Origin of the sequence: Ectopseudomonas oleovorans, from assembly GCF_003052605.1 — a bacterium.
Classification (GTDB): domain Bacteria; phylum Pseudomonadota; class Gammaproteobacteria; order Pseudomonadales; family Pseudomonadaceae; genus Aquipseudomonas; species Aquipseudomonas oleovorans_A.
On record NZ_QASO01000005.1, the window covers coordinates 61,326 to 82,782 of the forward strand.

The following is a 21,457-nucleotide window of genomic DNA, read 5'->3' on the forward strand; positions in this document are numbered from 1 at the left end:
CAAATGAGCAGACTACTTAGCGACATCATCAAAGGAAAATGGCGGCAGCTGGCTGGTCCGGCCATGATCAACTGGGATGAGTTGACCCTTAATGAACTGATCAAATCCGAAGGGGATCAAGATAAATTGACCCACCTCGTAGAGGCACGCTACGGCATGACCCACGAAGAAGCAGAAAAACAGGTGCTGAGCTTCTTCGAGCGCAATCGCACCACCTGATACCTACGCACGTCTTGAAGACGCAGCCTGCTGGAATGACCGAGCAGACGAGCAAAAGCCACCAGCCGAGCTAGCTATCCATCAAGTCATCTTGCAAGTCTCGTGTCGATTGTTCGCGCTTATCGCGCCTGAGAAGTCGACGCTCACGCTGCTCAACCTCTTGCTGGTGACTGCTCGAATCAGAGCTCCCGGGCAAGTACTGGTCAGCAGGTTTACTTGGTTGGTCAGATTTCTTGGGCTTGTGCATATCGTTCACCAATCGGAATTATCCGACGCGAAGCAGACGCGCCATCCATACGGATACTGCCACCCCGTATTCACTCGATCCGTACGCTGGCACGCATACGCTGCGGTCTTCACCCGATAGACTGCACTGCACCGAAACGAGGGATGGCCTCGCATTCATCGGTGATGCCATGGCTGGCTGCAGAATGGATGAAAGATCAGGACGCAATGGCACAAGTAGCACCGCTGGTTTGACTGTTTGCGGGCTAGCCCAAGGACTTGATGCAACATGTCAGTCGGTAAGCAAATTATCGACCGGAGGCCCTTAAGACGATGATCGATTCCCTGATGTTGAGCGTGGCACGTATCACCACCATTGCGGGTACGCAGGTGCTGACGAATGCCAGCGGCTTCTTCTTCGCCCGCGATGAGCGCTTGTTCCTGGTCACCAGCCGCCACGTGTTGATCGATGAGCCCACTGGTCATCACCCGGACAGCCTGGAGATAGAGGTCCACACCGATTCGAGCAACATGGCCAGTTCCACAGGCTTTTCCATCCCTCTTTACCGCAACGGCGGCAGTCTATGGCGCCAAGGCCTGGATAGTGCCGGCGAGATCGATGTGGCCGCCATCGAAATCGAGCGTTCAGCACTGCCCGATGCCATCGCCTACCACGCCTTCAGACCGGAACATTTAGTGCAGCCTCAGGAACATATCGAGATCGGCGCCCAGTTGCTGGTGGTTGGTTTTCCGCTCGGCTTCCATGACAGCCTTCACCACATGCCAGTGGTACGCCACGCAATTCTCGCGTCCTCTTTCGGCCTTCGCTTTCAGGGTCTCGGTTATTTTCTCACCGACGCTCGCACTCACCGCGGCACCAGTGGCTCACCGGTGGTGATGCGGACCAGCAATCCCGCGGCCGGGCAGCAATCCCTGCCGTGGCGCCTGCTGGGTATTCACTCGTCCCGGGTCGACCTGGGCAGCCGTGACCTGTTGCTGGACGAGGCGTTGGGCCTTAACTGCACCTGGTACGCCGATATTCTGATGACGCTGACCGAGCACTGACTTCCAACCTAAGCGCGACAACGCACCGACTGGCCCTTACCAGCCTGTCACAGTCCTCTTCCCGGCACCTCGCACCTTTGCAGTTGCCGGTTTCACCAGAGGTCACCATGCACAAGCCCACCTATCAACAACCGGCCAAGAATTCGGGTAAAGCCGAAGGCCAAACCCAGAAACCGTCAACCGCCAGCACCGCCCAGCCGTTCTACAAGGCGGATCGCGATCCGGTCATCAGCAAGGACACCTTCGAGGGGCCCGCCAAGTCGCCTCAACAACCCAAGGAAGCGGCCAACCAAGCCAAGCCGCAGGCCACTCAGGACAAGCGCAACGCGCAGAACCGGGAGCCGAAAAAGTCATGAGCCTGCCCAGTACGGATGCCCTCAAAGGCAAATGGCAGCAACAGGTCGGCGCCGCCAAGATCGCTTGGGGCAAACTGACCGAGGACGAGTTGCTGAAAACCGAAGGCCAGGAGCAGAAACTGGCTGGTCTGATCAAAGAGCGTTACGCCCTCACGCGTGACGAGGCCGACAAACAGGTCAAGAGCTTCCTGCAGAAATGCAAAAGCTGATCTGACCGCGCACTCCATCGCTCCGCCCTCTGCGGAGCGTTTGGCTTCCTGGCGTTCAGCGCCAAGCTCCCCTCTCCTGCCCGCCGCAACAGCTTGCAGCGCTATCGCCAGCTTACGTGCGCAGCCGTACAGATCGGCAGCCCTGTCTACGCCATGCTGATGTCATGTAGAGCACGGACCCACCACCGCGCTCCTGCTACACCCACCCCATCATCAATACCGCAAGGAGCCTGCCATGAGCCTGGGCACCATTCTGCTGATCGTGCTGATCCTGCTACTGGTCGGCGCCATTCCCACCTGGCCCCACAGCCGCAGTTGGGGCTACATGCCCAGTGGCGCCCTGGGCCTGATCGTCATCATCCTCGTCATTCTGGTGCTGCTCGGCCGGATATGAACCTGGGTCTGCCCTCGGTTCGCCAACGCACCGACTGCCGGCCCACGGGCTGCCAAGCTGCATCATCCGGTATCGGCCATAGCCGATACCGGTGCAACGCCCTCCCACCTACCATCGGCCAGGCGCCAGCTGCACGCGCATCGCCGCCGGTTCTCTCGTAAAGGACTCTTATCATGCACACGCAACCGCGCCCCCTTCTGCTGGCTTCATCGCTCGCTCTGGCCATCGCCACAGCGAGCGGTGGTGCGCTAGCGGAAAACATGTCCCAGGACATCACTGAGGCACGCCAGGAAAGCCAGATCTCGACAGCCTACTCCATCAGCCCCTATCTGCGCGCCAGCGACCTCAAGGTTTCGGTAGACAACGGCAAGGCGACCCTGAGCGGCCGAGTGACCGAAGAAGCCAACAAGGAACTGGCCAATGAGATCGCGCTCGGCGTCAGCGGCATCGATTCGGTGACCAACAACATCGTCGTCGATGCGAAGTTCACCCCGAGCAAATCCAGCGGCGAACGCAGCTTCGGCGACACCATAGACGATGCCAGCACCACGGCGGCGATCAAGTCCAAGTTGCTTTGGAGCCGATATGCTGAAGGTATGGATACCAAGGTGGTCACCCGCGACGGCAAGGTCACCCTCAGCGGCACCGTGGGCAGTAGCGAAGCCCGCGAGCACGCGGTTAGTCTGGCGATGAGCACCAATGGCGTGACTGCCGTCGACAATCAGCTCAGAGTCAAGGCGGACAAACCGGGCATGATCGACAGCGGCAAGCAGGCCGCCAGCGAAGCCGGCGACGACATCGCCGACAGCTGGATCACCACCAAGGTGAAATCCACTCTGCTCTATTCGCGCAATGTGGGCAGTACGGGGATCGATGTCAGCACCGAGAACGGTATTGTCACTCTCAGCGGCAAGGTTCACGATGGTGCCGAACGAGCCCTGGCGGTGAAACTTACGGAAAATGTACGCGGGGTGAGAAGCGTGCAATCGAAGGCGCTGACCTTCTAAGACGAGGAGGATATGCCAGGTCAGCCCTAGCAGGCTGACCGGCCATCGCCACTGCAAATTACGCCGCGCTAGCTGCCATGTATCAGGCAGACCGAGCGGGCTGATGCCGGACATGGCGCGCAACGCGGCGGCTGTACTGCTGGCACGAGGCAGTCGCCAGCAGGCGCTGAATGCGACCGTCACCGCCCTCTCAGCCCACTAGCTTAACCAGCCGTCACGCCCACTCTGGAGCATATCCACATCCTTGCAAGTACCACTGGAAGCCGTCAGCACTTCACGGACCATACTGGTTTGCTCGGCACTGCGGGTATTGGCCAACAGCACGCTACCGCCGGCGGCTATCTCCTCTGGAGTCAGGCTCGGACGCCACGGGACAACTGCAGCGAGGCCGGCCAGGGCACCTAGCAAGGCCCCAAGAAAAGCACCCCAGCCCATCAGCATGATCGGCGCAAGCGATGGGCTGGCAGTCAGCAGGCCCATGTCCGAGATGACCAGAGCAGCTTGGGCCAGTGCGCCCAGTACCCCGCCGACCACAGCACCGATGGCGCCATAGGTCAGCATCGCATTGCGCACCGAGCGGCTTTTGAGCCGAGCCGCCAGGCCCAGCGGCGTGTGCTCACTAGCATCCAGTATCTGCAACTGCTCACGTGATAAGCCGCGCTTGAGCAGCTTAGACAGGACGCGATCGGCCGCTGCACGCTGGGCAAAACTGGCGGATACATTATGACGATAGGTGTCCATCGCTCTACTCCCGATTGGCTCCACGCACAAAGCGCGTACGACTTCAGGCTATTGCCACGGTGGCGTGGCGTCTGTGCGTTCGCGTACCTCCACAGATCAGTGCCGCCGCCCCTGGGTGTGCTAACGCACGGTCGCCACGCTGCGCATGGCGCAACCTGAGCGGAAGCTGTGCCCAGCCTGTCCAGATTCCCATCATCTGCCGATAAAATTGCGAGGCCGACCATGACCAGACCACACCTGCTGCTGCTTCCGGGATTACTCTGCGATGCACGCCTTTGGCAATATCAGGCCGCAGCTCTCGCCGTCACCGCGCACGTTTCGGTCGCCGACATCAGCGATGAAGACTCCATTGCCGCCATGGCCAGCGCGGTGCTCGCCCTGGCACCGGCCGATGAGTTCGCCCTGGCCGGTTTTTCCCTGGGCGGCTATGTCGCCCTGGAAATTCTCCGCCAGGCACCGCAGCGCGTGCTAGCCCTGGCCTTGCTGGATACCAGCGCCAGGCCTGACACGGACGGAAATAGCGAAGCCAGAATGCAGTCGATACGCCTGGCGGCAATGGACTTTCCTGCCGTCATCGAAGGGCTGCTACCAAAACTGGTGCACCCGGCACATCTGGATGATCCGGGCTTGCTGGAGGTGATCCGTGCCATGGCCAACAGTCAAGGTGCGCAAGTCTGTATCAACCAGCAGCGGGCCATGATCGGCCGTATAGATAGCCGTCCGGACCTTTACCGGATCGCCTGTCCAACCCTGGTGCTGTGCGGCAGCGACGATGCCATTACACCACCGGAAGTCCACCGGGAAATGGCCGACGCCATCACCGCCGCGCATCTGGCCATTATCGAGACCTGTGGCCACCTGGCTCCGCTGGAGCAGCCGGACGCCGTCTCAAAGGAACTAAAACACTGGCTGGCTAGGCTGTAGCCGCAAACGGCGCCAGAGATCAGGCGTCCAGCGGGCTCAAATCAGGCGCTGCCAGACCTCCGTATCGGCCAGATCGTCGAGTGTGGCGTGGCGCGCCTGGCCGTACAGCGGATTGAGCTCATAGCTCCAGGCCGACTCGAGACTGGCGGCATAGCGCATGCCACTGGGTTTGTGCAGGTAGAGCGCGAGTGGCTAGCACTGCGCATTGATATGCCTGACGGGGGATTCGATCATTCCATGCATGACGAAACCTGCTGCGGCGCTGGCCGCTCTGTTTCTGGTCAGCTTCATGCTGTGCCCAGTGCAAAGCCGTTGTATGTACGCCAGCGTACTTCCCAGACACGTTACTTCAGGAACTTTGGCCGAGTGCTTGAAACTGAGGTGACGAGCAACCTGCTCCGCCGTCGCAGGCACATCTGTGCGCCAGTGAACGCCGTTCCCCAGCAGGTCGACGCAACGCCCCTCTATGCGCGGCAACGTACCGACGCCGATCCGTACAACAGGCAATCTGCTGCATCAGGGTCAGGCACTCCCGTCGGCCCCGCTCCCCAGCAGAGGTGCACGATGCACGACCCCACGCAACCCGACCCCACCTATCAACCACCAAAGGTGACCGAGCGCCGCCGCCCGCCGGAGCCGGGCTCGTTCTCTGAGCCCGGTTTTCAACCCAAGCGCCGGGGCGATACGGACAAGAGCATGCCCCCGCAGCAGTCGCCGGGGTCATTGGCCGGGGCACCTGACGGGCGCCATACGTTGGACGCCAAACACCGCTGAGGCGCCGTCGATTTATCACTGTGCAGGCGGATGCTCAGGCTCCGCCGGCCCGAGGACAACTAGATGAACAAGACCAGGAAAACCACCCGCATCGGAGCGCTACTGGGCCTTGCAGGAACCACCCTGCTGCTCGCGGCCTGCGCATCGCAACCTGTGCCGCCTATCCAGGAACTGCAAGCCGCGCAATTTGCTATCCAGAGTGCCGAACAGGGCCGTGCCGGCGAACATGCAGCCTTCGAACTAGGCATGGCCCGGGAGAAACTGGCAGCCGCAGAAGTGGCGGTGCAGAACGAGGACATGCCGCTCGCCACACGCATGGCCGAACAATCGCGGGCTGAAGCCGAGCTGGCCATGGCCCGTTCGCAAATGACCAAGGCGCTCATCGTCAATCAGGAAATGCGTGACGGCACCGAAAGCCTGAAGCAGGAAATGCAACGCAACACGGGAGTGAGGCCATGAACGTGCACTACACGCAAGTCTATCTATTGGTTGCCACCTTCTCCCTCGTTGGCTGTGCAGCTACACCAGTGACACCGCCGGGCGCAGCCGATGCACGCAACCGGTTGACCCAGCTGCAAAACGACCCGCAGTTGGCCAGCCGTGTACCGGTCTCACTGGAGGCTGCAGAAATCGCCGTACTGGCTGCCGAACAGCCACGAACCGATGAAGTCCTGGGCCAACACCTTGTGGTGATGGCTGATCGCAAGGTGGAGATCGCCCGTGCTCGCGCCCTGGAGCGCTTCTATGAGGACCAACGTCGGCAACTGGGCGAGCAACGCGAAAGCGCCCGCCTCGACTCACGCACCCGCGAAGCCGATCAAGCGCAGCGACGCAATGTCGATCTGCAACGACAGATCGACGGCCTCAACGCCGAAGAAACCGAACGCGGCCTGTTGGTAACCCTGGGGGACCTGTTATTCGCCAGCGGCCGAGCGGAGCTCAATGGCAACGCCAACCATAACCTGACCATGCTCACCGACTTCCTCAATCGTCACCCGGAACGCACGGTGACAATTGAAGGCCACACCGACAACGTCGGCAGCGAGAGCGCCAACTTCGATCTGTCTCAACGTCGTGCCGACAGCGTGAAATCTCACCTGCAAAGCCAGGGTATCGCCGCCAGCCGCCTGCTCGCCTCAGGCAAGGGCGAAGGCTCGCCGGTGGCCGGCAACGACTCGGCCGCGGGGCGGCAACTGAACCGTCGGGTCGAGATCATCATCAGCAACAATCTCACCTCGGCGCGCTGAAGCGGCCGGCAGCGAGGCTCCCGGCAATCAGTAAGGGGAAACGCCATGACCTATCGAATTCTCCTGGTCACGGCAGATGCCGCAGCCGGCTGCGAGCTCCAGGCCGTACTGAACCTGGCCGGCGACGGCTGTTTCGTCGTCGAATGTCTGGATCGGCTGGACGATGCGGTCACGCGCGCGCAGGCAGGCGGCCTGGATATCGCCTTGTTCGAGCAGAGCCTTTACCCCGGTAACGCTCTGACCAACTTCGAGCTGTTATCACGCATCGCCGCGGCCGTACCGCTGATGCTCTATCGAGCCCTCGGTGATGGCCGCGATTCTCGGACCACGCAGGCGTTCTGCGCGCTGATCCCGGCAGACCGGCTTGCTCATGAGCACGCACACGCCCAGGTCATTCTCGATTCTATCGGCGCTGCGGTGATTACAACCGACCTGCTAGGCCGGGTCGATTACCTCAACCGCGCAGCCCAGCGCATCAGCGGCTGGACGCTGGAACAAGCGCGCGGGCACTCCATCGCAGAAGTGATGCCGTCGCCCGATGGCGAGGCCAGCCGCTGCGCTGCCACGGCACCGCAAAACCTGAGAGAGCATTTTCCAACGCCCCCTGACAAGGGCACTCGTGCACCGCGAGCGTTCGAGGACTCCTCGTCACCGATCCACAATGGCGATGGGCAAATCAGAGGAGCGGTGGTCGTCTTTCACGACGTCAGTGCGGCGCAGGCGATGGCGGACAAGATGACGCACCTGGCCCAGCACGACATCCTTACCCACCTGCCCAATCGTCTGTTGCTTGACGACCGTATTGCCCAGGCAATCCACCTGGCGAAGCGGCATGCCAGTTCACTGGCACTGATGTTTCTTGACCTAGACGACTTCAAGCAGATCAACGATTCGCTCGGCCATGCTGTCGGCGATCATTTGCTGCAATCCGTCGCCCGACGACTGCTTGCCTGCGTGCGCAGCTCGGACACCGTCAGCCGGACCGGCGGCGATGAATTCATCGTATTGCTGAGCGAAATCCAGGGCGAACGGGATGCAGCCATCAGCGCACGGAAAATTCTCGACGCCCTGGCGACGCAGCACTGTATCGGGCAGGTCGAGGTACAGATCACCTGCAGCATCGGTATCAGCCTGTTCCCGGCCGACGGCGGCAGTTCCGAGGCATTGCTGCGCCATGCCGACAGCGCCATGTATCAGGCCAAGCAGGCCGGCCACAACCGCTATCGGTTCTTCCACGACAGCATTGAGGTGCGCGCGGATGGCAGCCGGTAAGCCGCGCAGACAGTACCTGACTCAGGCCAAATGGCGCAGCGGCAGGCTGAACTGCCGGCTGTAGTCGTCGAGCATCTCGGCATAGCACTCGCAGGCCGCCGCCTCCAGTCGCGGTCGATCAAGAATGCTGATTTCGCCGCGGCTGTAGTGGATCAACCCACGCAACTGCAGCGCGCCAGCGGCAATGGTCACCCCACTGCGGCGCACCCCGAGCATGTTTGCCAGGTATTGATGGGTCAGGTGGAAATGGTCGGCATGGGCGCGGTCGTGTGTCATTAGAAGCCAGCGTGCCAGACGCGGCTCCAGGGCATGGAAGTGACCGCAGGCGGCGTTCTGCGAGAGCTGTACCAGCAACACATAGAGATAGCGCTTGAGTCGACGCTGCAGTCGCGGACTGGCCAGCAGTTCCTCGCGCATTGCTTCAATCGTGATACGCAACGCGCTGCCTGCGCCCTGCACCACAGCCCGGCTGGGCGCCGTCTCTACCCCCAAGACAAGCGTGACACCGAGCATGCCTTCGTGGCCGATCAACCCCAATTCCAGTGGATGATGGCCGCTCAGGATGTTCACCTGCGAGATAAAGGCGGTGAGCGGAAAATACAGATAGTGCATCGGCTGGTTGGCATCACACAGGAGGCTGCCGAATTGCAGCTGAACCACCTCGCAGTGCTGTAGGACGGCAGTACGCTCTTTGACCGGCAAGCCGGCGAGGAGCAGGTTCTGGATGACCCCTGACATGGGCGAATCCCTGCGGCACGGGCGAATAGGAGGGGTGCGGAGCAGGTGCCTGACCATCCCGCTTCGCCAGTCTGGGGCAAGCCGGTGGCGGCGCTCTGTTCGCTACGGCACGCAACGCCTCAGTTGCCCTGACGCAGCGGCAAGTAAGGCAGCAGGCGGTCGGTCTCCTTTTTTACCACCGCGTAGCACTCGCAGCTGAGCTGTTCCAACTGGTGCCGGTCGAGCACGGTGATATGCCCACGGCTGTACTCGATCACGCCCTGGCGCTGCAATTTTCCAGCCGCCTCGGTCACGCCTTCGCGCCGTACGCCAAGCATGTTGGCGATCAGCTCCTGAGTCATGGTCAGTTGGTTGCTCGGCAAGCGGTCGAGTGACAACAGCAACCAGCGACACAACTGCTGGTCGATGGAGTGGTGACGGTTGCACACTGCGGTCTGCGCCATCTGGGTGATCAGCGCCTGGGTATAACGCAGCATCAGCACCAGCAGTTCACCGTGGCGATCGAACTCGGCCTTGAGCAGCGGCCCCTTGAGCCGGAAGGCATGCCCACCGCTCTGCACTACGGCCCGGCTCGGCGTGCTCTCACCGCCCATGAACAAGGCGATACCGACTAGTCCCTCATTACCGACCACGGAAATTTCCGCAGAAGCGCCACTCTCCATCACATAGATCAGCGAGATGATCGAATCGGTGGGAAAGTAGACATGGCGCATGGTATCGCCAGATTCATAGAGCACCTTGCCAAGCGGCAAGGGTACAAGCTCGAGGTGCGCGAACAGACGCTGGCGCACCTCGGCTGTCAGGGCTGCCAGCAGATGGTTCTGCTGCGGCTGATGCAACTCGTGCATGATCGGACTCTCTCGGTGCAAAACGCAGCGCAAGGGCTCCAGCATACGCCCAATAGTCGGGCACTCTGTACGCTATCGCACAAAGTCCGATACACGGCTGTTTAGGAAGGGCCAATAGCCATAGCTGGATTACGCCCCTGCCCTTCTACCCCATCAACCGCGAGATCGGCTGGCCCACCTCCCAGTGTCCGAGGCGCACAAGCAATGCGCTCCCCCTTCTTACCCGAGAGCTCCGTCTTTGGCTTCAGGTCTTGCAGTCCACCTCTGCTCAGGAGGTGCGCCATGGCTGAGTTCGAATCCTGCGTTGTACCTTTCCCGTTCCAGCGACGCCCGCTGCATGAATGCGAACGCTTTCCTCTTCCCTCTGACGCTGCAGCTGAACTGCGTGGCGTCATGCTCGGCAATCTGCTCGATCAAGTGGCTGAACCTGACGGCTTGCAGCCAGCCGATCTGCGTGTGCGCATCGCTGCTTACTCTGCGCTGGCTCTGCTCGATGAAATGGTCGTGCTCTATCGCCGCGCCCTCTCCGAGGTCCGAGGAGGTGCACCAAGAAGCAACGCGAAACACCAACCAGGACACGGCTCTTCCACTGTAGAGCGAGCGGAGGGCCGCCCCTAACCAAAGCCATGGACAGTTGGAAGCAGAACCGGAGCTCCTGCGTCGGGCCTTGGCTAACCTTTCTTCTAACGCTCTTCGTTATGGTGCCGCTGATAGCCTAGTCACAGTCAGTACAAAGATGGAGGCGAATACCCTGGAAATCATGGTCCACAACCGGGCATCCCCATCGAGGCAAGGCACCTGCCTCACCTGTTCGAGCGTTTCTATCGCTGTGATGCCTCACGCAATCAACCTGATGACTCCGGCGGACTGGGGCTGGCAATTGTCCAATCAATCATGCACGTTCATTCGGGTGAGGCCAGCGTCGAAAGCGACAATGCGGGGACGGTGTTTAGCTTGCACTTTTACCGTTGAGGAGTTTCAGTTCCGGTAGGATAACGCCAGGCAGTACTCAAATTAGGATTAACGCTCCGATGGACGATAAACAGAGGCGATGTCCAGAGTGTAAAATATCGTGCCTGATGAAGCTTACGAATGCGCATACTGCGCACGTCAGGCCAATATCCTCTGGTGGTTGAACGTAGGTAGCCTAATTTTTATCAGTGCCGCATTTGGTTATCTGATATTCCTTTTCTGACACGCAACGATGTCGTCGACTCCACTTTTTCACTAAGAGCAGGGGTTCTTGCCCCCTCAAAATCAAGAAAAATAGACGGTTTCCACCCGGCCGCTGCGCTGGGTGGATCCTCCGCGATTTTTCCTGATTTTTTCACGACCGCCTTAGTCGCCCTAGTCGGCAGGGGTTCATGCGCAGCGCAAGCGCAGAACCCTGAAGACGAAGGAGCGAAAGCCATGAGCGAACACATCAGGATCTACGTTGCCGACCTGGCCGCCTACAACGCCGGTCACCTGCATGGCGTCTGGATCGACGCCACCCTGGAGCTGGACGACATCCAGGCGCAGGTCAGTGCCATGCTGGCGGCCTCGCCGGTCGAGGGTGCGGAGGAATACGCCATCCACGACTTCGAGGGCTTCGACGGCTACTGCCTAAGCGAGTACGAGGGCCTTGAATGCGCCCATGAGATCGCCTGCTTCGTCGAGGAGTACCCCGAGTTCGGCGGCGCCCTGCTCGCTCACTTCAACGACCTGGAGCAGGCGCGTAAGGCGGCAGAGGAAGACTATTGCGGCTGCTACAGCTCACTGGCCGACTACGCCCAGGAGCTGACCGAGGAAACCAACAGCATCCCTCAGCAACTGGCTATGTACATCGACTACCGAGCCATGGCCCGCGACATGGAGTACAGCGGCGACGTGTTCACCCTGGAGACCGCCTCCGAGCAGGTGCATGTGTTCTGGAATCGCTAACCCAGCAGAAGGCACCGGGGCGACCCGGTGCCTTGTTTTTTGCGCCCCTGTCCTGCCGGCCACCCGCGCGCCCCACCCGGACGGCTGATGCACAGGCGTCTGCACCCAGCGATCAGCCTGGAGCAACCTCGTTGGGTCGTCCGCTGATTGAGACCGTTACGGTCTTACGGTTTTGCCCAAATCCGTCGATCCGTATCCACGGATTTACGGATTGGTTGGGAGGCGGATTTACGCTTTTACGGATTTACGGAAATCCGCCGATGCGGTTTTCCGGTTTTATGGAAAGCCGCAGATCCATATATCCGTGGGGCTACGCGTGCGGAGCTTGGCGTGCTTGAGCACCATGGCCGGTGACGCGCGTAGATGGGCGTACACGGTCAGCGTCCAGACCTTCCCGGTATCAATCCTCGCCCCTCCTCCCTGCGTATTCGCCCAGACCCAACCCGGCATGATCGAATGCGACGGCTGCCGCACGGTGCACCTCCCACGTCAACGGAGGACACACCATGTCGCACTCAACCAATCTTTCCCGTCAGCCACGTCGCATCGATCTCGATGCCCCGCTGCATCGCAAGGCCGGGCCGAAGGTGCATGCCATGCGGCCCGTGGAGGGCGCTATTGAGGCGCAAGCGCTACAGGCCAGCCCTGCCCCTCGCTACCTCACCAACAACGAAGCAGCGGCCTTCCTGCGGCTGTCGCCGCGCACGCTGGAGAAGCAGCGGGTGATCGGCGGCGGGCCGCGCTTCCACAAGTTCGGCCGGAGGGTGATGTATGCGCTTACCGATCTCGAAGCCTGGGCCAGTGAGCGCAGTTTCGAGACCACCTTCGATCCCGAGTACATCGACCGCCACCCGGGAGCGCTGCGTGATGATCAGTGAAACCTTCGCCTATGAACTGTCGGCATCTAGATTTGACTTCGCAGAGCGAGCAACTGGATCTGTTCCGCGCCCTGCCGGGAGATATGGCGCCACGCGATGCCCAGGATCTGATGGCGCATCCGTTCTTCTCGCTGGCCAAGTCGCGGCGCACAGTGCCGATCGACTTTCGTTCGGGCGAGGTGACGGTGCGCGTGGAGGGCACGCTGGAGCATGGCATCGCCACGATCTGGGATGCCGACATCCTGATCTGGGCTGCCAGCCAGCTTGTCGAGGCGCGCGATGCGGGCATCCCCACTTCGCGACTGATGCGTGCAACGCCTTTCCAGATCCTGCGTTTCATCGGCCGGGGCACCTCGCTACGCGACTACCAGCGCCTGAAGGCCGCCCTGGATCGGCTGCAGTCGACCAGCGTGGCCACCTCGATCCGCGAGACCACCGGCCGACGTCTACATCGTTTTTCCTGGATCAACGAGTGGAAGGAGCTGGCCGCGGTAGATGGCCGGCCACTGGGTATCGAGCTGATCCTGCCGGACTGGTTCTACAGCGGGGTACTGGATCAGGCACTGGTGCTGACCATCGACCCGGCTTACTTCCGCCTCACCGGCGGTATCGAGCGCTGGCTGTACCGCCTAGTGCGAAAGCACGGCGGCAAGCAGGAGGACGGCTGGCAGTTCGACTTTCGCCACCTGTACCGCAAATCCGGCAGCTCTGCGCGCTATTCGGACTTTGCTTTGGATGTGCGCGCTCTGGTCGCCCGTCAGCCACTTCCAGGGTATCGCCTGGAGGTTGTTCACCTGCCCCCATCGACCGAGCTGCTGGCCTTCCGGCGCGTGCCGTAGACGGCACGGGGATAACTTCGGGAAAAGCTGTGAATGCAGTCGTGCTATCAGGCGCACGCCGGCACGTGCTATCAGGCGCATCCCCCTCGTGCTATCGGGCGCACGAACTCCGCTGCAGGCCACGGCTGGCAGGGCTTCCAGCCTCCCTTAACTTAACTAACTTAAAAGCTCTAACTTGTTATTGGGGCAGCGCCGGTTTGTGGACAGCTGCTGATTGGGGCGGTTTGGTCGGGGAGATCCGGCCATGATCGTCGCCCTGCTCAACCAGAAAGGTGGGGTGGGCAAGACCACCCTCGCCACCCATATCGCCGGCGAACTGGCCCTGCGCGGACAGAACGTCATCCTGCTCGATGCCGACCCGCAGGGCTCGGCGCTGGACTGGACGCAGCGACGCAGCCAGCAGGGCTTGCCCAGGCTGTTCAGCGCCGTCGGCCTAGCGCGCGAGACGCTGCACCAGGAGGCACCGGAGCTGGCTCGTCGCGCCGATCATGTGATCATCGACGGGCCACCGCGCATCGCCGCCCTCGCCCGCTCGGCGTTGCTGGCGGCCGATCGCGTGTTGATCCCGGTGCAGCCCAGCCCCTACGACCTGTGGGCCAGCGCGGAGATGGTCAACCTGATCCGCGAAGCGCAGGTGTTCAGGCCCACACTGCGCGCAGCGTTCGCCATCAACCGCCGCGTCAGCACCACGGTGATCGGCCGCGAAGCCCGCGGCGCCTTGGCCGACCAACCGCTGCCGGCGCTGCAGGCCGAGGTACGCCAGCGCATCGTCTTCGCCGAGAGCGTGGCAGCCGGTCGCCTGGCACGCGAACTGGCGCCGGACAGCGCCGCCGCGCACGAGGTCAGCAGTCTGGTCGACGAGTTGCTGAGGTGGTCGCCATGAGCAGCAAGCGCATCGGTATCGGCGCACGCCCGCTGACCGATCCGAACGCCGAAGCCTGGATACGCCAGGGCGCCGCCGTCGACAGCGGCAAGGCCGAGCGCTACAGCGCCCGGCTGACGCTGGACGTGACGCCGGCACTGCGTACGCGGATCAAGTTGGCGGCCTTCGACCGCGGCGTGACCATGGCGGAGATGCTGCGTGAAGTACTGGAGCGGCAGTTTCCGGAGGCCACGTCATGATGCAGGGTGCTCACGGCGTGCGGTGGCCACTGGCGCTGATCGCCTGCAGCTTGTTGGCCCTGGGTTGGGCAGCAATTGCGGCGTCGCCACCACGACTGGTCTACAACGCTTCCGACAGCGTGCCCATCGGTTGGTACCGCATTTCGCCAGCCGACTCGTTGGCACCGGGCGATCTGGTACTGGTTGGCCTGCCGCCGGAGGCGAGGTCGCTGGCAGCGCAGCGCGGCTACCTGCCGACGAACGTGCCGTTGCTGAAGACCGTTGCGGCGATGGCGCCGCAGCGAGTGTGCATATTGGGCAATCAGGTGCGCATCGATGGCGTCGTTGTTGCCAGGCGCTTGAAGTGGGATCTACAGGGTCGCGCGCTGCCAAGCCGGCAGACCTGTCGGCGCCTGGTGGGCGACGAGCTATTCCTGCTCAGCAGCAAAAACCCGGCGTCGTTCGACAGCCGCTACTTCGGCCCGATATCCGCCGACGCGGTGATCGGTCGGGCGCAGCCCTTGTGGCTGGAGTCGCGTCGATGAGCAGACCTTCTCCGTGGCGATCCGCCTGCCGACTGCATGCGCTCGGTGTGCGCACTCGCGCGCCGCCTGGCTGCAGATACCTCTGCCCTCGCCTGCCGGCCAGGAGCTTTGGAAGTCGCCGTCCCGCCTCTCCTGATTACCCAGCCCAGCAGCGCCAAGGCACGGAAAAAGCGGAGGGCAAGATAAAAGGGGGCGGCACTTCGTTGGCCCAGAAAGCAGTCTGCACGGGGGTTGGCGGCGACACAGCGCCGGTGTCGCCAGGTGCCACAATCGTGTTCGCCCCGCAGCGGCAACGGCCTGGGAGCGTGCCTGACACGCCGTACTGCGATCAACTTGGAGGAGTCCAAACATGAGCAAGGGAAGTCGTCAGGACGACGAATTGCGCTTTCGCCCGCAGCCGGGCAAGCCGCAGCAACGCGGCCAACCCTTCGTCAACCAGGTGCTGCGCCACGCCAACAAGGCCGGCACCGGCAAGCCGCGCAAGGCGGGCCAGCAGCCCGGCGCCCGTCTCGGCCGCGGGCATGTCGCCGCTCGCTTCAGCGCACAGCAACTGCCGTCCAACGCCCGTCGCGTTACCATCAAGACGCGCCTGGTAAACCTACGCCAGGCTGGCAAGCGCTCGACCGCGAGCCACCTGCGCTACATCGAGCGCGACGGCGTCAGTCGCGAGGGCGATCCGGGCAAGGCCTACGGGCCGCTGACCGACCAGGCCGACCTCAATGCGTTCGAGGAGCGTGGCCGGGACGACCGCCACCAGTTTCGCTTTATCGTCTCGCCCGAGGATGCCGAGCAACTCGACGACCTGCGCACCTACACCCGCCATCTGATGAGCCGGATGGAGGCCGACCTCGGCACCCGGCTCGACTGGGTGGCGGTCGACCACTGGAACACCGACAATCCGCACACCCATATCGTCCTGCGCGGCAAGGACGATAACGGCAAGGACCTGGTGATCGCCCGCGACTACATCGCCGAGGGCATGCGCAACCGCGCCTCGGAGCTGGCCACCGAATGGCTGGGACCGCGTACCGAGCTGGAGATCCAGCAGAGTCTGCAGCGCGAGGTGCAGCAGGAGCGTTTCACCAGCCTGGATCGCACCCTGCTGCGCGAACGCCTGGCCGGCGTGCTCAGCCTGAAATCGCTCGCCAACCATCCGCGCCGGCAGTTGCTGATCGGCCGCCTGCAGCAATTGCAGAAGCTTGAACTCGCCCATGAAGGTCGGCCCGGACAATGGCTCCTGCATGACGACGCCGAGGCCACTCTGCGTGCCATGGGTGAACGCGGCGATATCGTGCGCACGATGCAGCGGGCCATGGGTAGCGTGCAGCGCGAGCTGGCGGTCTTCGAGCCGGGCAAGGATAGTTCTGTTGTGGTAGGTCGGATCGTAGCCAAGGGGCTGGCCGACGAGTTACACGACCGCGGCTACCTGGTGGTCGACGGTCTCGACGGCAAGGCTCACTACCTGGCCTTGCCTACCCGCGCGGAACTGGCCGACTACCCAATCGGCGGCCTGGTGGAAACACGCAGTCTGAGCGAGCCGCGCGCGGTGGATCGCTCGATTGCTTCGCTGGCTGCGGACGGCCTTTATCGCAGCGATCACCACCTGGCCCTGGCACGCTCGCAGTCGAGCGACGGGCATGACACCGAGGCATTGGTCGAGCGCCATGTACGGCGTCTGGAAGCCCTGCGCCGGGCCGGTATCGTCGAGCGGTTGGCCGAGGGTGTCTGGCGCGTGCCGGCCGACCTGCCCGAGCAAGGCCGGCAGCATGATGCTCGCCGCCTGGGCGATGTCGCCGTCGAGCTGCGCACACCGCTGCCCCTCGAGCAGCAGGTACGCGCCGTCGGCGCGACCTGGCTGGACCAACAGCTGATCGGCGGCAACCGCGAGCTGGTCGACAAGGGCTTCGGCAAGGAGGTGCGTGAAGCGTTGCGACAGCGTGCCGACTTCCTGGTGGAACTGGGGCTGGCCGAACGCCAAGGCCAACGCGTGGCGCTCTCACGCAACCTGCTGGCCACCCTGCGAGGACGGGAGCTGGCCGCAACGGCGCGCGAGATCTCGGAGCAGACAGGTATGCAGTACCGCCCGACGACGGAGGGCCAGCGCGTCAGTGGGATCTACCGGCGCAGCGTGCAGTTGGCCAGCGGCCGTTATGCCCTGCTCGACGATGGCATCGGCTTCAGCCTGGCGCCGTGGAAGCCGGTGATCGAGCAGAGGCTCGGGCAGAGCGTGTCGGCGGTGATTCAGGGCAACAGCGTGTCCTGGCAACTGGGTCGCCAGCGCGGGCCGTCGATTGGTTGAGCAACAGGCGCCGGGGCTTATACCAGCGCCGGCTCCTGTTGCAGCCACTGCTCGAAGTCGCGGCTCTGCGGCATACCTTCCTTGGCTGCGTAGTAGACCAGCCGCAGGTGGCGATCCTCGTCGATGGTCAGCGTGGTGTGTTCGAACACCACCTGGCCGACCGAATCGATCTTCAGATGGCGGATCCCCTGGCACGGGCCGTGGATGTCCTGCTGCCGCCACCATTCCCTGAAGTCCGGCGAGGCCTTCTCCAGATCCTTCACCAGCGCGGCGATATCCGAATCCTGGGTCGCCCGCACGAAGTCACGGCGGAAGCTGGAGAGTATCTGCAGCGCCTGCTCATCCCAAGGGTTGAACAACTCGCGCATGGCCGGGCTGGTGAACAGCATCCACAGCAGGTTGCGGCGATCCGCCGGCAGCGCAGAGAAACCGAACACCCGATCTGCCGCAGCGTTCCAGGCCAATACATCCCAGCGCAGGTTGAGCACATAAGCCGGGCGGGACGGCAGATCCCCCATCAGTCGGTGAATCAGCGCAGGCACCGTACACCAGGTCTTGCCCGGCTCTGGCGGCAGACGCTGGTGAGCGAGCAGGAACAGGTGACGACGCTCGGTGGCATCCAGCTTGAGCGTGCGCGAGAGGTTGTCGAGGAAGGTCGCGGACACGCTGATGTCCCGTCCTTGTTCCAGCCAGGTGTACCAGGACAAACCCACCCCGGCCAGGGCCGCGACCTCCTCGCGGCGCAGCCCCGGCGTGCGCCGCCGACTACCGGCGGGCAGGCCCACCTCCTCCGGCGAAATGCGTTCGCGGCGACTACGCAGGAATTCGGCCAGCTCTACCCGAGTGCGTTCAGCTGTGCGAGGCGCGCTCATCCGGTTACCTCCAGTACTAGGATAAACAGTCAAATTGTAACCCCTATAAATCCCGAGAAGAATACCCCGACCTGGCCGCGAATGCCCGAGCCAGGGCTCTTGCTTGATGAGGAACCACACAGAGACGTGTCATCAACTCGCTAAGGAGATAAACGGATGTACCAAGCACTTCTTCGGGAACAACTGGAGACATTGAAGTCCTCTAACCAGTACCGCACCTTCACCACCCTGAGCCGTATCTGCGGCCAGTACCCGCTGGCCAAGCTGGATGGCCGCGAGCAGGAACCCGTGGTGGTCTGGTGCAGCAACGACTACCTCGGAATGTCGCAACATCCTGCAGTGCGCGAACAAATGCACGATGCGTTGGAGACCTACGGAGCGGGCTCCGGCGGCTCGCGCAATATTGGCGGCTCGCACGAGGTGTATACCAGTCTGGAAGCTAGCCTGGCCGACTGGCACGGCAAGGAGGCGGCGCTGGTCTTCCCCACCGGATTCGGCTCCAACGACGCCACCCTCCAGTGTCTGCTGCGGCGTATCCCCGATTGCGTAGTCATCAGTGACGAACTGAACCACGCCTCCATCGTCAACGGCATTCGCTCGACGCCCAACGAGCGCAAGATCTTCCGCCATAACGACGTCGAACATCTGGAGCAGATTCTCGCCAGCTACCCGCTGGGTCAGCCGAAGATTGTGGTGTTCGAGTCGATTTACTCGATGGATGGGGACATTGCCCCAATCGCCGAAATCGTTGCGATCGCCAAGCGCTACAACGCCCTCACCTACCTCGACGAAGTGCATGCGGTGGGCATGTACGGCCCGCGCGGCGCCGGTATCGCCGCCGAGCTGGACGTGGCCGATCAGGTCGACATCATCCAGGGAACCATGGCCAAGGCCATCGGCGTGATCGGCGGCTATATCGCCTCGGACCAGGTGATCGTGGATGCCGTGCGCTCCTTCGCTGTGGGTTTCATCTTCACCACCTCGCTGCCGCCAGCGATCACCGCCGGCTGCCTGGCCAGCGTCGAGCATCTCAAGGCCAGCCGCTTCGAGCGCGATCAGTTGCATACCCAGACCGCCAAGCTGCGCGAGCGGCTCAAGCACTATGACGTGCCGGTGATGCCCTGCTCGCAGACCCACGTGCTACCGGTGCGGGTAGGTGAAGCCAAGCGCTGCAAAGCGGCAGCCGAACGTCTGCTGCATAACCATGGTGTGTACCTACAGCCGATCAACTATCCATCCGTGCCGGTAGGGACGGAACGCTTCCGCGTCAACGCCACGCCGAACCACAGCGATGCGCAGATCGAGCATCTGGCCGTGTCGCTACGCGAGACCTTCGACTACTTCAGCATCCCGCTGGCGTCCGAGGTGTTTGCTGCGGAGGTGGCGTGAGATGGCACAGTCCTTCTTCACAGTACGTCCGGCGACCCAGGCCGACCTGGCCAGTTTGGTTGAACTGCGCGCGTATCTGCTGGACGGCACCAACGCAAGCTATTCGAGCAAGACGCCGGAGGACGCGGCGCGCTGGCGGGCGGCCTACCGTACCTGGCTGAGCAGCCGCCTGAACGACAGTGACTGCGTGCAGATCCTCGCCGCCGAGCACAAGGAATCCGGCCAGGTGCTGGGCTGCGCGACGGCCATCATCGACCAACGCGCGCCAGCGCCGGGCTGCCTCACCGGCCTGTCCGGCTGGGTGCAGTCGGTGGTGGTGGAACCGCAGTGGCGGGGCCGTGGCATCGCTAAGCAACTGATGCAACACCTGCTGCGCTGGTTCGCCAACCGCGGCATCGGCTGCGTGGTGCTGCAGAGCACCGCGGATGCCGGCACGCTGTACCAGGCCCTTGGCTTCGCCGTCAGCGACGAGCGCCTGCTGATTCGTCAGGAGGCCTCGGCATGAAGATCCTGATCATCGGCCTGGGCTACGCCGGCAACCGCTACCGCCGCGCCTTCGAGCATATCGCCACGAGCACTGGCCTGCCGCTGTCGCTGGCCTATGTCGGGCGCCAGCAGAAGACGACCGAACTGCCCTACTTCGACAGCGTCACCCGCGCACTGGAAGGCTTCGCGCCGGACATCGTCGTGGTCAGCGTCAACGACCACAGCCATGCGCCGGTGCTCAAGCAACTGGCCGGCTACCAGGGCTTCGTGCTCTGCGAGAAGCCGCTGGTCACGCCCGGTGACAACCTGGACGAACTGTACGGTGCACTGGACCAGGTACGCGGTTTTGCCTTGGACCTGGTGGAGCGCTATTCGGACGCGACCCAGCAGTTGCGTGAGTGGGTCGAGCGTCACGACTGGCAACTGGTCCGCGCCAACTTCCACTGGGGCAAGGACCGCATCAACGACTACCGCCCCACCTGCGGCGTGACCAGCGAGGTGATCCATGCCTTGGACCTGCTCGGCTGGATCTGCCCTCGCGCCGGCCAGCTCCGGCTCGAGGGCGTGCTCGGAGTGCGCTCGGATTTCTCCATCTCCGGCGCAGAGGTACTCGACACCGTGCAACTCACCGCCAGCCTGGGCGAGGCGCGGGTCACCGGCTACGCCAGCTTCGTCAACATCGTGCGCCAGCGCACCCTGGACTTCAGCTTCATCGACCGCGACGCCCGGCTGATCCATGCGCGCCTGGTGTTCGACACGCCGCGCTGGGATCACGACCAGTTGCGCATCTGGACGCGCGCCGCCGACGGCAGCGAGGAGCTGTTGCACGAGTTCGCCACAGCTCCCGACGAGCCAGGCCTGGACACCCTGCACAAGCTTTCGCGGCTTTGCCGGCAGGTGGTACGTGCCGTAGCGCTCAAGGAACCACCCCGCCAGCCCTTCGCCGGCCTTGATACCGCCGTGGCGCTGCAGCGCCTGCTCAACGACCTAGAAACCCACGCCCAAACCCCAGCACCGGCGCGCTACGTCCATGGCGAGACGCGCGTGCTGCTGGCCGAGGACAGCGACCTGGAAAGCCTCGGGTAACTCAATCACAAGGAGAACGA

Annotated in this window: 27 protein-coding genes; 22 read left to right on the forward strand and 5 right to left on the reverse strand. The window is 62.8% G+C overall.

What is annotated here, in order from left to right:
• Window positions 1–3 precede the first annotated feature (3 nt).
• From DBO86_RS01145 to DBO86_RS01170, 6 genes are all read left to right on the forward strand, one after another.
• The gene (locus DBO86_RS01145; RefSeq protein ID WP_037002018.1) at window positions 4–219 is read left to right on the forward strand and encodes a CsbD family protein; all 216 of its coding nucleotides are present in this window, start codon (window positions 4–6) and stop codon (window positions 217–219) included.
• A 558-nt stretch (window positions 220–777) separates the two neighbouring features.
• Window positions 778–1,509, forward strand: coding sequence for a trypsin-like peptidase domain-containing protein (locus DBO86_RS01150; RefSeq protein WP_108232766.1), 732 nt, complete (start codon window positions 778–780; stop codon window positions 1,507–1,509).
• A gap of 107 nt (window positions 1,510–1,616) precedes the next feature.
• A complete protein-coding gene (locus DBO86_RS01155; protein WP_093051285.1) occupies window positions 1,617–1,865 on the forward strand; it encodes a hypothetical protein in 249 nt (82 codons plus the stop codon).
• Entirely contained in the window at window positions 1,862–2,074 is a 213-nt protein-coding gene (locus DBO86_RS01160; RefSeq protein WP_013715900.1) for a CsbD family protein, read from the forward strand. Before DBO86_RS01155 ends, DBO86_RS01160 begins: the two co-directional genes overlap by 4 nt.
• 235 nt (window positions 2,075–2,309) lie before the next feature.
• A complete protein-coding gene (locus tag DBO86_RS01165) occupies window positions 2,310–2,468 on the forward strand; it encodes a DUF3309 family protein (protein WP_041769480.1) in 159 nt (52 codons plus the stop codon).
• A 173-nt stretch (window positions 2,469–2,641) separates the two neighbouring features.
• Complete coding sequence (locus tag DBO86_RS01170) at window positions 2,642–3,475, forward strand: BON domain-containing protein (protein ID WP_108232767.1); 834 nt, start codon at window positions 2,642–2,644, stop codon at window positions 3,473–3,475.
• Between the two features lie 198 nt (window positions 3,476–3,673).
• Here the strand turns inward: DBO86_RS01170 and DBO86_RS01175 are convergent, their stop codons facing one another.
• A complete protein-coding gene (locus DBO86_RS01175; RefSeq protein WP_108232768.1) occupies window positions 3,674–4,216 on the reverse strand; it encodes a hypothetical protein in 543 nt (180 codons plus the stop codon).
• Window positions 4,217–4,438: 222 nt separating this feature from the next.
• Between DBO86_RS01175 and DBO86_RS01180 the strand changes: the two genes are divergently transcribed.
• The gene (locus tag DBO86_RS01180) at window positions 4,439–5,140 is read left to right on the forward strand and encodes an alpha/beta fold hydrolase (RefSeq protein WP_108232769.1); all 702 of its coding nucleotides are present in this window, start codon (window positions 4,439–4,441) and stop codon (window positions 5,138–5,140) included.
• A gap of 36 nt (window positions 5,141–5,176) precedes the next feature.
• Here DBO86_RS01180 and DBO86_RS27005 read toward each other — a convergent pair whose 3' ends face one another.
• Window positions 5,177–5,299: a hypothetical protein gene (locus DBO86_RS27005; RefSeq protein ID WP_269084503.1), complete on the reverse strand. Its 123-nt coding sequence runs from the start codon at window positions 5,297–5,299 to the stop codon at window positions 5,177–5,179.
• 678 nt (window positions 5,300–5,977) lie between these two features.
• Here DBO86_RS27005 and DBO86_RS01190 point away from each other — a divergent pair.
• Genes DBO86_RS01190 through DBO86_RS01200 form a run of 3 tightly spaced genes read left to right on the forward strand, consistent with a single transcriptional unit; the run spans window position 5,978 to window position 8,433 of the window.
• Window positions 5,978–6,373: a DUF4398 domain-containing protein gene (locus DBO86_RS01190; protein WP_108232770.1), complete on the forward strand. Its 396-nt coding sequence runs from the start codon at window positions 5,978–5,980 to the stop codon at window positions 6,371–6,373.
• Complete coding sequence (locus DBO86_RS01195) at window positions 6,370–7,161, forward strand: OmpA family protein (protein WP_108232771.1); 792 nt, start codon at window positions 6,370–6,372, stop codon at window positions 7,159–7,161. The genes DBO86_RS01190 and DBO86_RS01195 overlap by 4 nt, the downstream gene beginning before the upstream one ends.
• A 45-nt stretch (window positions 7,162–7,206) precedes the next feature.
• The gene (locus DBO86_RS01200) at window positions 7,207–8,433 is read left to right on the forward strand and encodes a diguanylate cyclase domain-containing protein (RefSeq protein WP_108232772.1); all 1,227 of its coding nucleotides are present in this window, start codon (window positions 7,207–7,209) and stop codon (window positions 8,431–8,433) included.
• 21 nt (window positions 8,434–8,454) lie between these two features.
• On the opposite strand, the gene DBO86_RS01205 is transcribed toward DBO86_RS01200, so the two are convergent.
• Entirely contained in the window at window positions 8,455–9,171 is a 717-nt protein-coding gene (locus tag DBO86_RS01205; RefSeq protein WP_055985584.1) for a Crp/Fnr family transcriptional regulator, read from the reverse strand.
• A 119-nt stretch (window positions 9,172–9,290) separates the two neighbouring features.
• Window positions 9,291–10,019 (reverse strand): Crp/Fnr family transcriptional regulator, encoded by a 729-nt coding sequence (locus DBO86_RS01210; protein ID WP_108232773.1) that lies wholly within the window; start codon window positions 10,017–10,019, stop codon window positions 9,291–9,293.
• A 282-nt stretch (window positions 10,020–10,301) separates the two neighbouring features.
• Here DBO86_RS01210 and DBO86_RS01215 point away from each other — a divergent pair, with 282 nt between their 5' ends.
• The 9 genes from DBO86_RS01215 (at window position 10,302) to DBO86_RS01255 (ending at window position 17,604) form a co-directional block, all read left to right on the forward strand.
• On the forward strand, window positions 10,302–10,637 hold the full coding sequence (locus DBO86_RS01215) for a hypothetical protein (protein WP_244185490.1): 336 nt from the start codon (window positions 10,302–10,304) through the stop codon (window positions 10,635–10,637).
• Window positions 10,638–10,826: 189 nt separating this feature from the next.
• Window positions 10,827–10,991, forward strand: coding sequence for an ATP-binding protein (locus tag DBO86_RS26395; protein WP_244185491.1), 165 nt, complete (start codon window positions 10,827–10,829; stop codon window positions 10,989–10,991).
• A 438-nt stretch (window positions 10,992–11,429) separates the two neighbouring features.
• Window positions 11,430–11,942 (forward strand): antirestriction protein ArdA, encoded by a 513-nt coding sequence (locus tag DBO86_RS01225; RefSeq protein ID WP_108232774.1) that lies wholly within the window; start codon window positions 11,430–11,432, stop codon window positions 11,940–11,942.
• Between the two features lie 506 nt (window positions 11,943–12,448).
• Window positions 12,449–12,820, forward strand: coding sequence for a helix-turn-helix transcriptional regulator (locus DBO86_RS01230; RefSeq protein ID WP_108232775.1), 372 nt, complete (start codon window positions 12,449–12,451; stop codon window positions 12,818–12,820).
• Between the two features lie 11 nt (window positions 12,821–12,831).
• Complete coding sequence (locus DBO86_RS01235) at window positions 12,832–13,659, forward strand: replication initiator protein A (RefSeq protein ID WP_108232776.1); 828 nt, start codon at window positions 12,832–12,834, stop codon at window positions 13,657–13,659.
• A gap of 244 nt (window positions 13,660–13,903) precedes the next feature.
• Window positions 13,904–14,542 carry a ParA family partition ATPase gene (gene parA, locus DBO86_RS01240; protein WP_108232777.1) on the forward strand — a complete coding sequence of 213 codons (639 nt, stop codon included), beginning with the start codon at window positions 13,904–13,906 and terminating at the stop codon, window positions 14,540–14,542.
• On the forward strand, window positions 14,539–14,781 hold the full coding sequence (locus DBO86_RS01245; RefSeq protein WP_108232803.1) for a hypothetical protein: 243 nt from the start codon (window positions 14,539–14,541) through the stop codon (window positions 14,779–14,781). Before parA ends, DBO86_RS01245 begins: the two co-directional genes overlap by 4 nt.
• The gene (locus DBO86_RS01250; RefSeq protein WP_108232778.1) at window positions 14,778–15,305 is read left to right on the forward strand and encodes a S26 family signal peptidase; all 528 of its coding nucleotides are present in this window, start codon (window positions 14,778–14,780) and stop codon (window positions 15,303–15,305) included. The genes DBO86_RS01245 and DBO86_RS01250 overlap by 4 nt, the downstream gene beginning before the upstream one ends.
• Before the next feature lie 349 nt (window positions 15,306–15,654).
• Window positions 15,655–17,604 (forward strand): relaxase/mobilization nuclease and DUF3363 domain-containing protein, encoded by a 1,950-nt coding sequence (locus tag DBO86_RS01255; RefSeq protein WP_108232779.1) that lies wholly within the window; start codon window positions 15,655–15,657, stop codon window positions 17,602–17,604.
• Window positions 17,605–17,621: 17 nt separating this feature from the next.
• Here the strand turns inward: DBO86_RS01255 and DBO86_RS01260 are convergent, their stop codons facing one another.
• Window positions 17,622–18,476 carry a helix-turn-helix transcriptional regulator gene (locus DBO86_RS01260; protein WP_108232780.1) on the reverse strand — a complete coding sequence of 285 codons (855 nt, stop codon included), beginning with the start codon at window positions 18,474–18,476 and terminating at the stop codon, window positions 17,622–17,624.
• Between the two features lie 156 nt (window positions 18,477–18,632).
• Between DBO86_RS01260 and hemA the strand changes: the two genes are divergently transcribed.
• Genes hemA through DBO86_RS01275 form a run of 3 tightly spaced genes read left to right on the forward strand, consistent with a single transcriptional unit; the run spans window position 18,633 to window position 21,437 of the window.
• Entirely contained in the window at window positions 18,633–19,865 is a 1,233-nt protein-coding gene (gene hemA, locus DBO86_RS01265; protein ID WP_108232781.1) for a 5-aminolevulinate synthase, read from the forward strand.
• A 1-nt stretch (window position 19,866) separates the two neighbouring features.
• Window positions 19,867–20,370: a GNAT family N-acetyltransferase gene (locus DBO86_RS01270; RefSeq protein ID WP_108232782.1), complete on the forward strand. Its 504-nt coding sequence runs from the start codon at window positions 19,867–19,869 to the stop codon at window positions 20,368–20,370.
• Window positions 20,367–21,437: a Gfo/Idh/MocA family oxidoreductase gene (locus DBO86_RS01275; protein ID WP_108232783.1), complete on the forward strand. Its 1,071-nt coding sequence runs from the start codon at window positions 20,367–20,369 to the stop codon at window positions 21,435–21,437. Before DBO86_RS01270 ends, DBO86_RS01275 begins: the two co-directional genes overlap by 4 nt.
• Window positions 21,438–21,457 lie beyond the last annotated feature (20 nt).

Bases quoted from the DNA above. Each gene is read 5' to 3' on its own strand.
- DBO86_RS01160 (WP_013715900.1), top strand. From the start codon at position 1,862: ATGAGCCTGCCCAGTACGGATGCCCTCAAAGGCAAATGGCAGCAACAG.
- DBO86_RS01245 (WP_108232803.1), top strand. From the start codon at position 14,539: ATGAGCAGCAAGCGCATCGGTATCGGCGCACGCCCGCTGACCGATCCG.
- DBO86_RS01200 (WP_108232772.1), top strand. From the start codon at position 7,207: ATGACCTATCGAATTCTCCTGGTCACGGCAGATGCCGCAGCCGGCTGC.
- DBO86_RS01145 (WP_037002018.1), top strand. From the start codon at position 4: ATGAGCAGACTACTTAGCGACATCATCAAAGGAAAATGGCGGCAGCTG.
- DBO86_RS01195 (WP_108232771.1), top strand. From the start codon at position 6,370: ATGAACGTGCACTACACGCAAGTCTATCTATTGGTTGCCACCTTCTCC.
- DBO86_RS01275 (WP_108232783.1), top strand. From the start codon at position 20,367: ATGAAGATCCTGATCATCGGCCTGGGCTACGCCGGCAACCGCTACCGC.
- DBO86_RS01190 (WP_108232770.1), top strand. From the start codon at position 5,978: ATGAACAAGACCAGGAAAACCACCCGCATCGGAGCGCTACTGGGCCTT.
- DBO86_RS01270 (WP_108232782.1), top strand. From the start codon at position 19,867: ATGGCACAGTCCTTCTTCACAGTACGTCCGGCGACCCAGGCCGACCTG.
- DBO86_RS01230 (WP_108232775.1), top strand. From the start codon at position 12,449: ATGTCGCACTCAACCAATCTTTCCCGTCAGCCACGTCGCATCGATCTC.
- DBO86_RS01155 (WP_093051285.1), top strand. From the start codon at position 1,617: ATGCACAAGCCCACCTATCAACAACCGGCCAAGAATTCGGGTAAAGCC.
- hemA (WP_108232781.1), top strand. From the start codon at position 18,633: ATGTACCAAGCACTTCTTCGGGAACAACTGGAGACATTGAAGTCCTCT.
- DBO86_RS01175 (WP_108232768.1), bottom strand. From the start codon at position 4,216: ATGGACACCTATCGTCATAATGTATCCGCCAGTTTTGCCCAGCGTGCA.
- DBO86_RS01205 (WP_055985584.1), bottom strand. From the start codon at position 9,171: ATGTCAGGGGTCATCCAGAACCTGCTCCTCGCCGGCTTGCCGGTCAAA.
- DBO86_RS01260 (WP_108232780.1), bottom strand. From the start codon at position 18,476: ATGAGCGCGCCTCGCACAGCTGAACGCACTCGGGTAGAGCTGGCCGAA.
- DBO86_RS01150 (WP_108232766.1), top strand. From the start codon at position 778: ATGATCGATTCCCTGATGTTGAGCGTGGCACGTATCACCACCATTGCG.
- DBO86_RS01250 (WP_108232778.1), top strand. From the start codon at position 14,778: ATGATGCAGGGTGCTCACGGCGTGCGGTGGCCACTGGCGCTGATCGCC.
- parA (WP_108232777.1), top strand. From the start codon at position 13,904: ATGATCGTCGCCCTGCTCAACCAGAAAGGTGGGGTGGGCAAGACCACC.
- DBO86_RS01180 (WP_108232769.1), top strand. From the start codon at position 4,439: ATGACCAGACCACACCTGCTGCTGCTTCCGGGATTACTCTGCGATGCA.
- DBO86_RS01255 (WP_108232779.1), top strand. From the start codon at position 15,655: ATGAGCAAGGGAAGTCGTCAGGACGACGAATTGCGCTTTCGCCCGCAG.
- DBO86_RS01165 (WP_041769480.1), top strand. From the start codon at position 2,310: ATGAGCCTGGGCACCATTCTGCTGATCGTGCTGATCCTGCTACTGGTC.
- DBO86_RS01210 (WP_108232773.1), bottom strand. From the start codon at position 10,019: ATGCACGAGTTGCATCAGCCGCAGCAGAACCATCTGCTGGCAGCCCTG.
- DBO86_RS01225 (WP_108232774.1), top strand. From the start codon at position 11,430: ATGAGCGAACACATCAGGATCTACGTTGCCGACCTGGCCGCCTACAAC.
- DBO86_RS01215 (WP_244185490.1), top strand. From the start codon at position 10,302: ATGGCTGAGTTCGAATCCTGCGTTGTACCTTTCCCGTTCCAGCGACGC.
- DBO86_RS01235 (WP_108232776.1), top strand. From the start codon at position 12,832: ATGAACTGTCGGCATCTAGATTTGACTTCGCAGAGCGAGCAACTGGAT.
- DBO86_RS27005 (WP_269084503.1), bottom strand. From the start codon at position 5,299: ATGCGCTATGCCGCCAGTCTCGAGTCGGCCTGGAGCTATGAGCTCAAT.
- DBO86_RS01170 (WP_108232767.1), top strand. From the start codon at position 2,642: ATGCACACGCAACCGCGCCCCCTTCTGCTGGCTTCATCGCTCGCTCTG.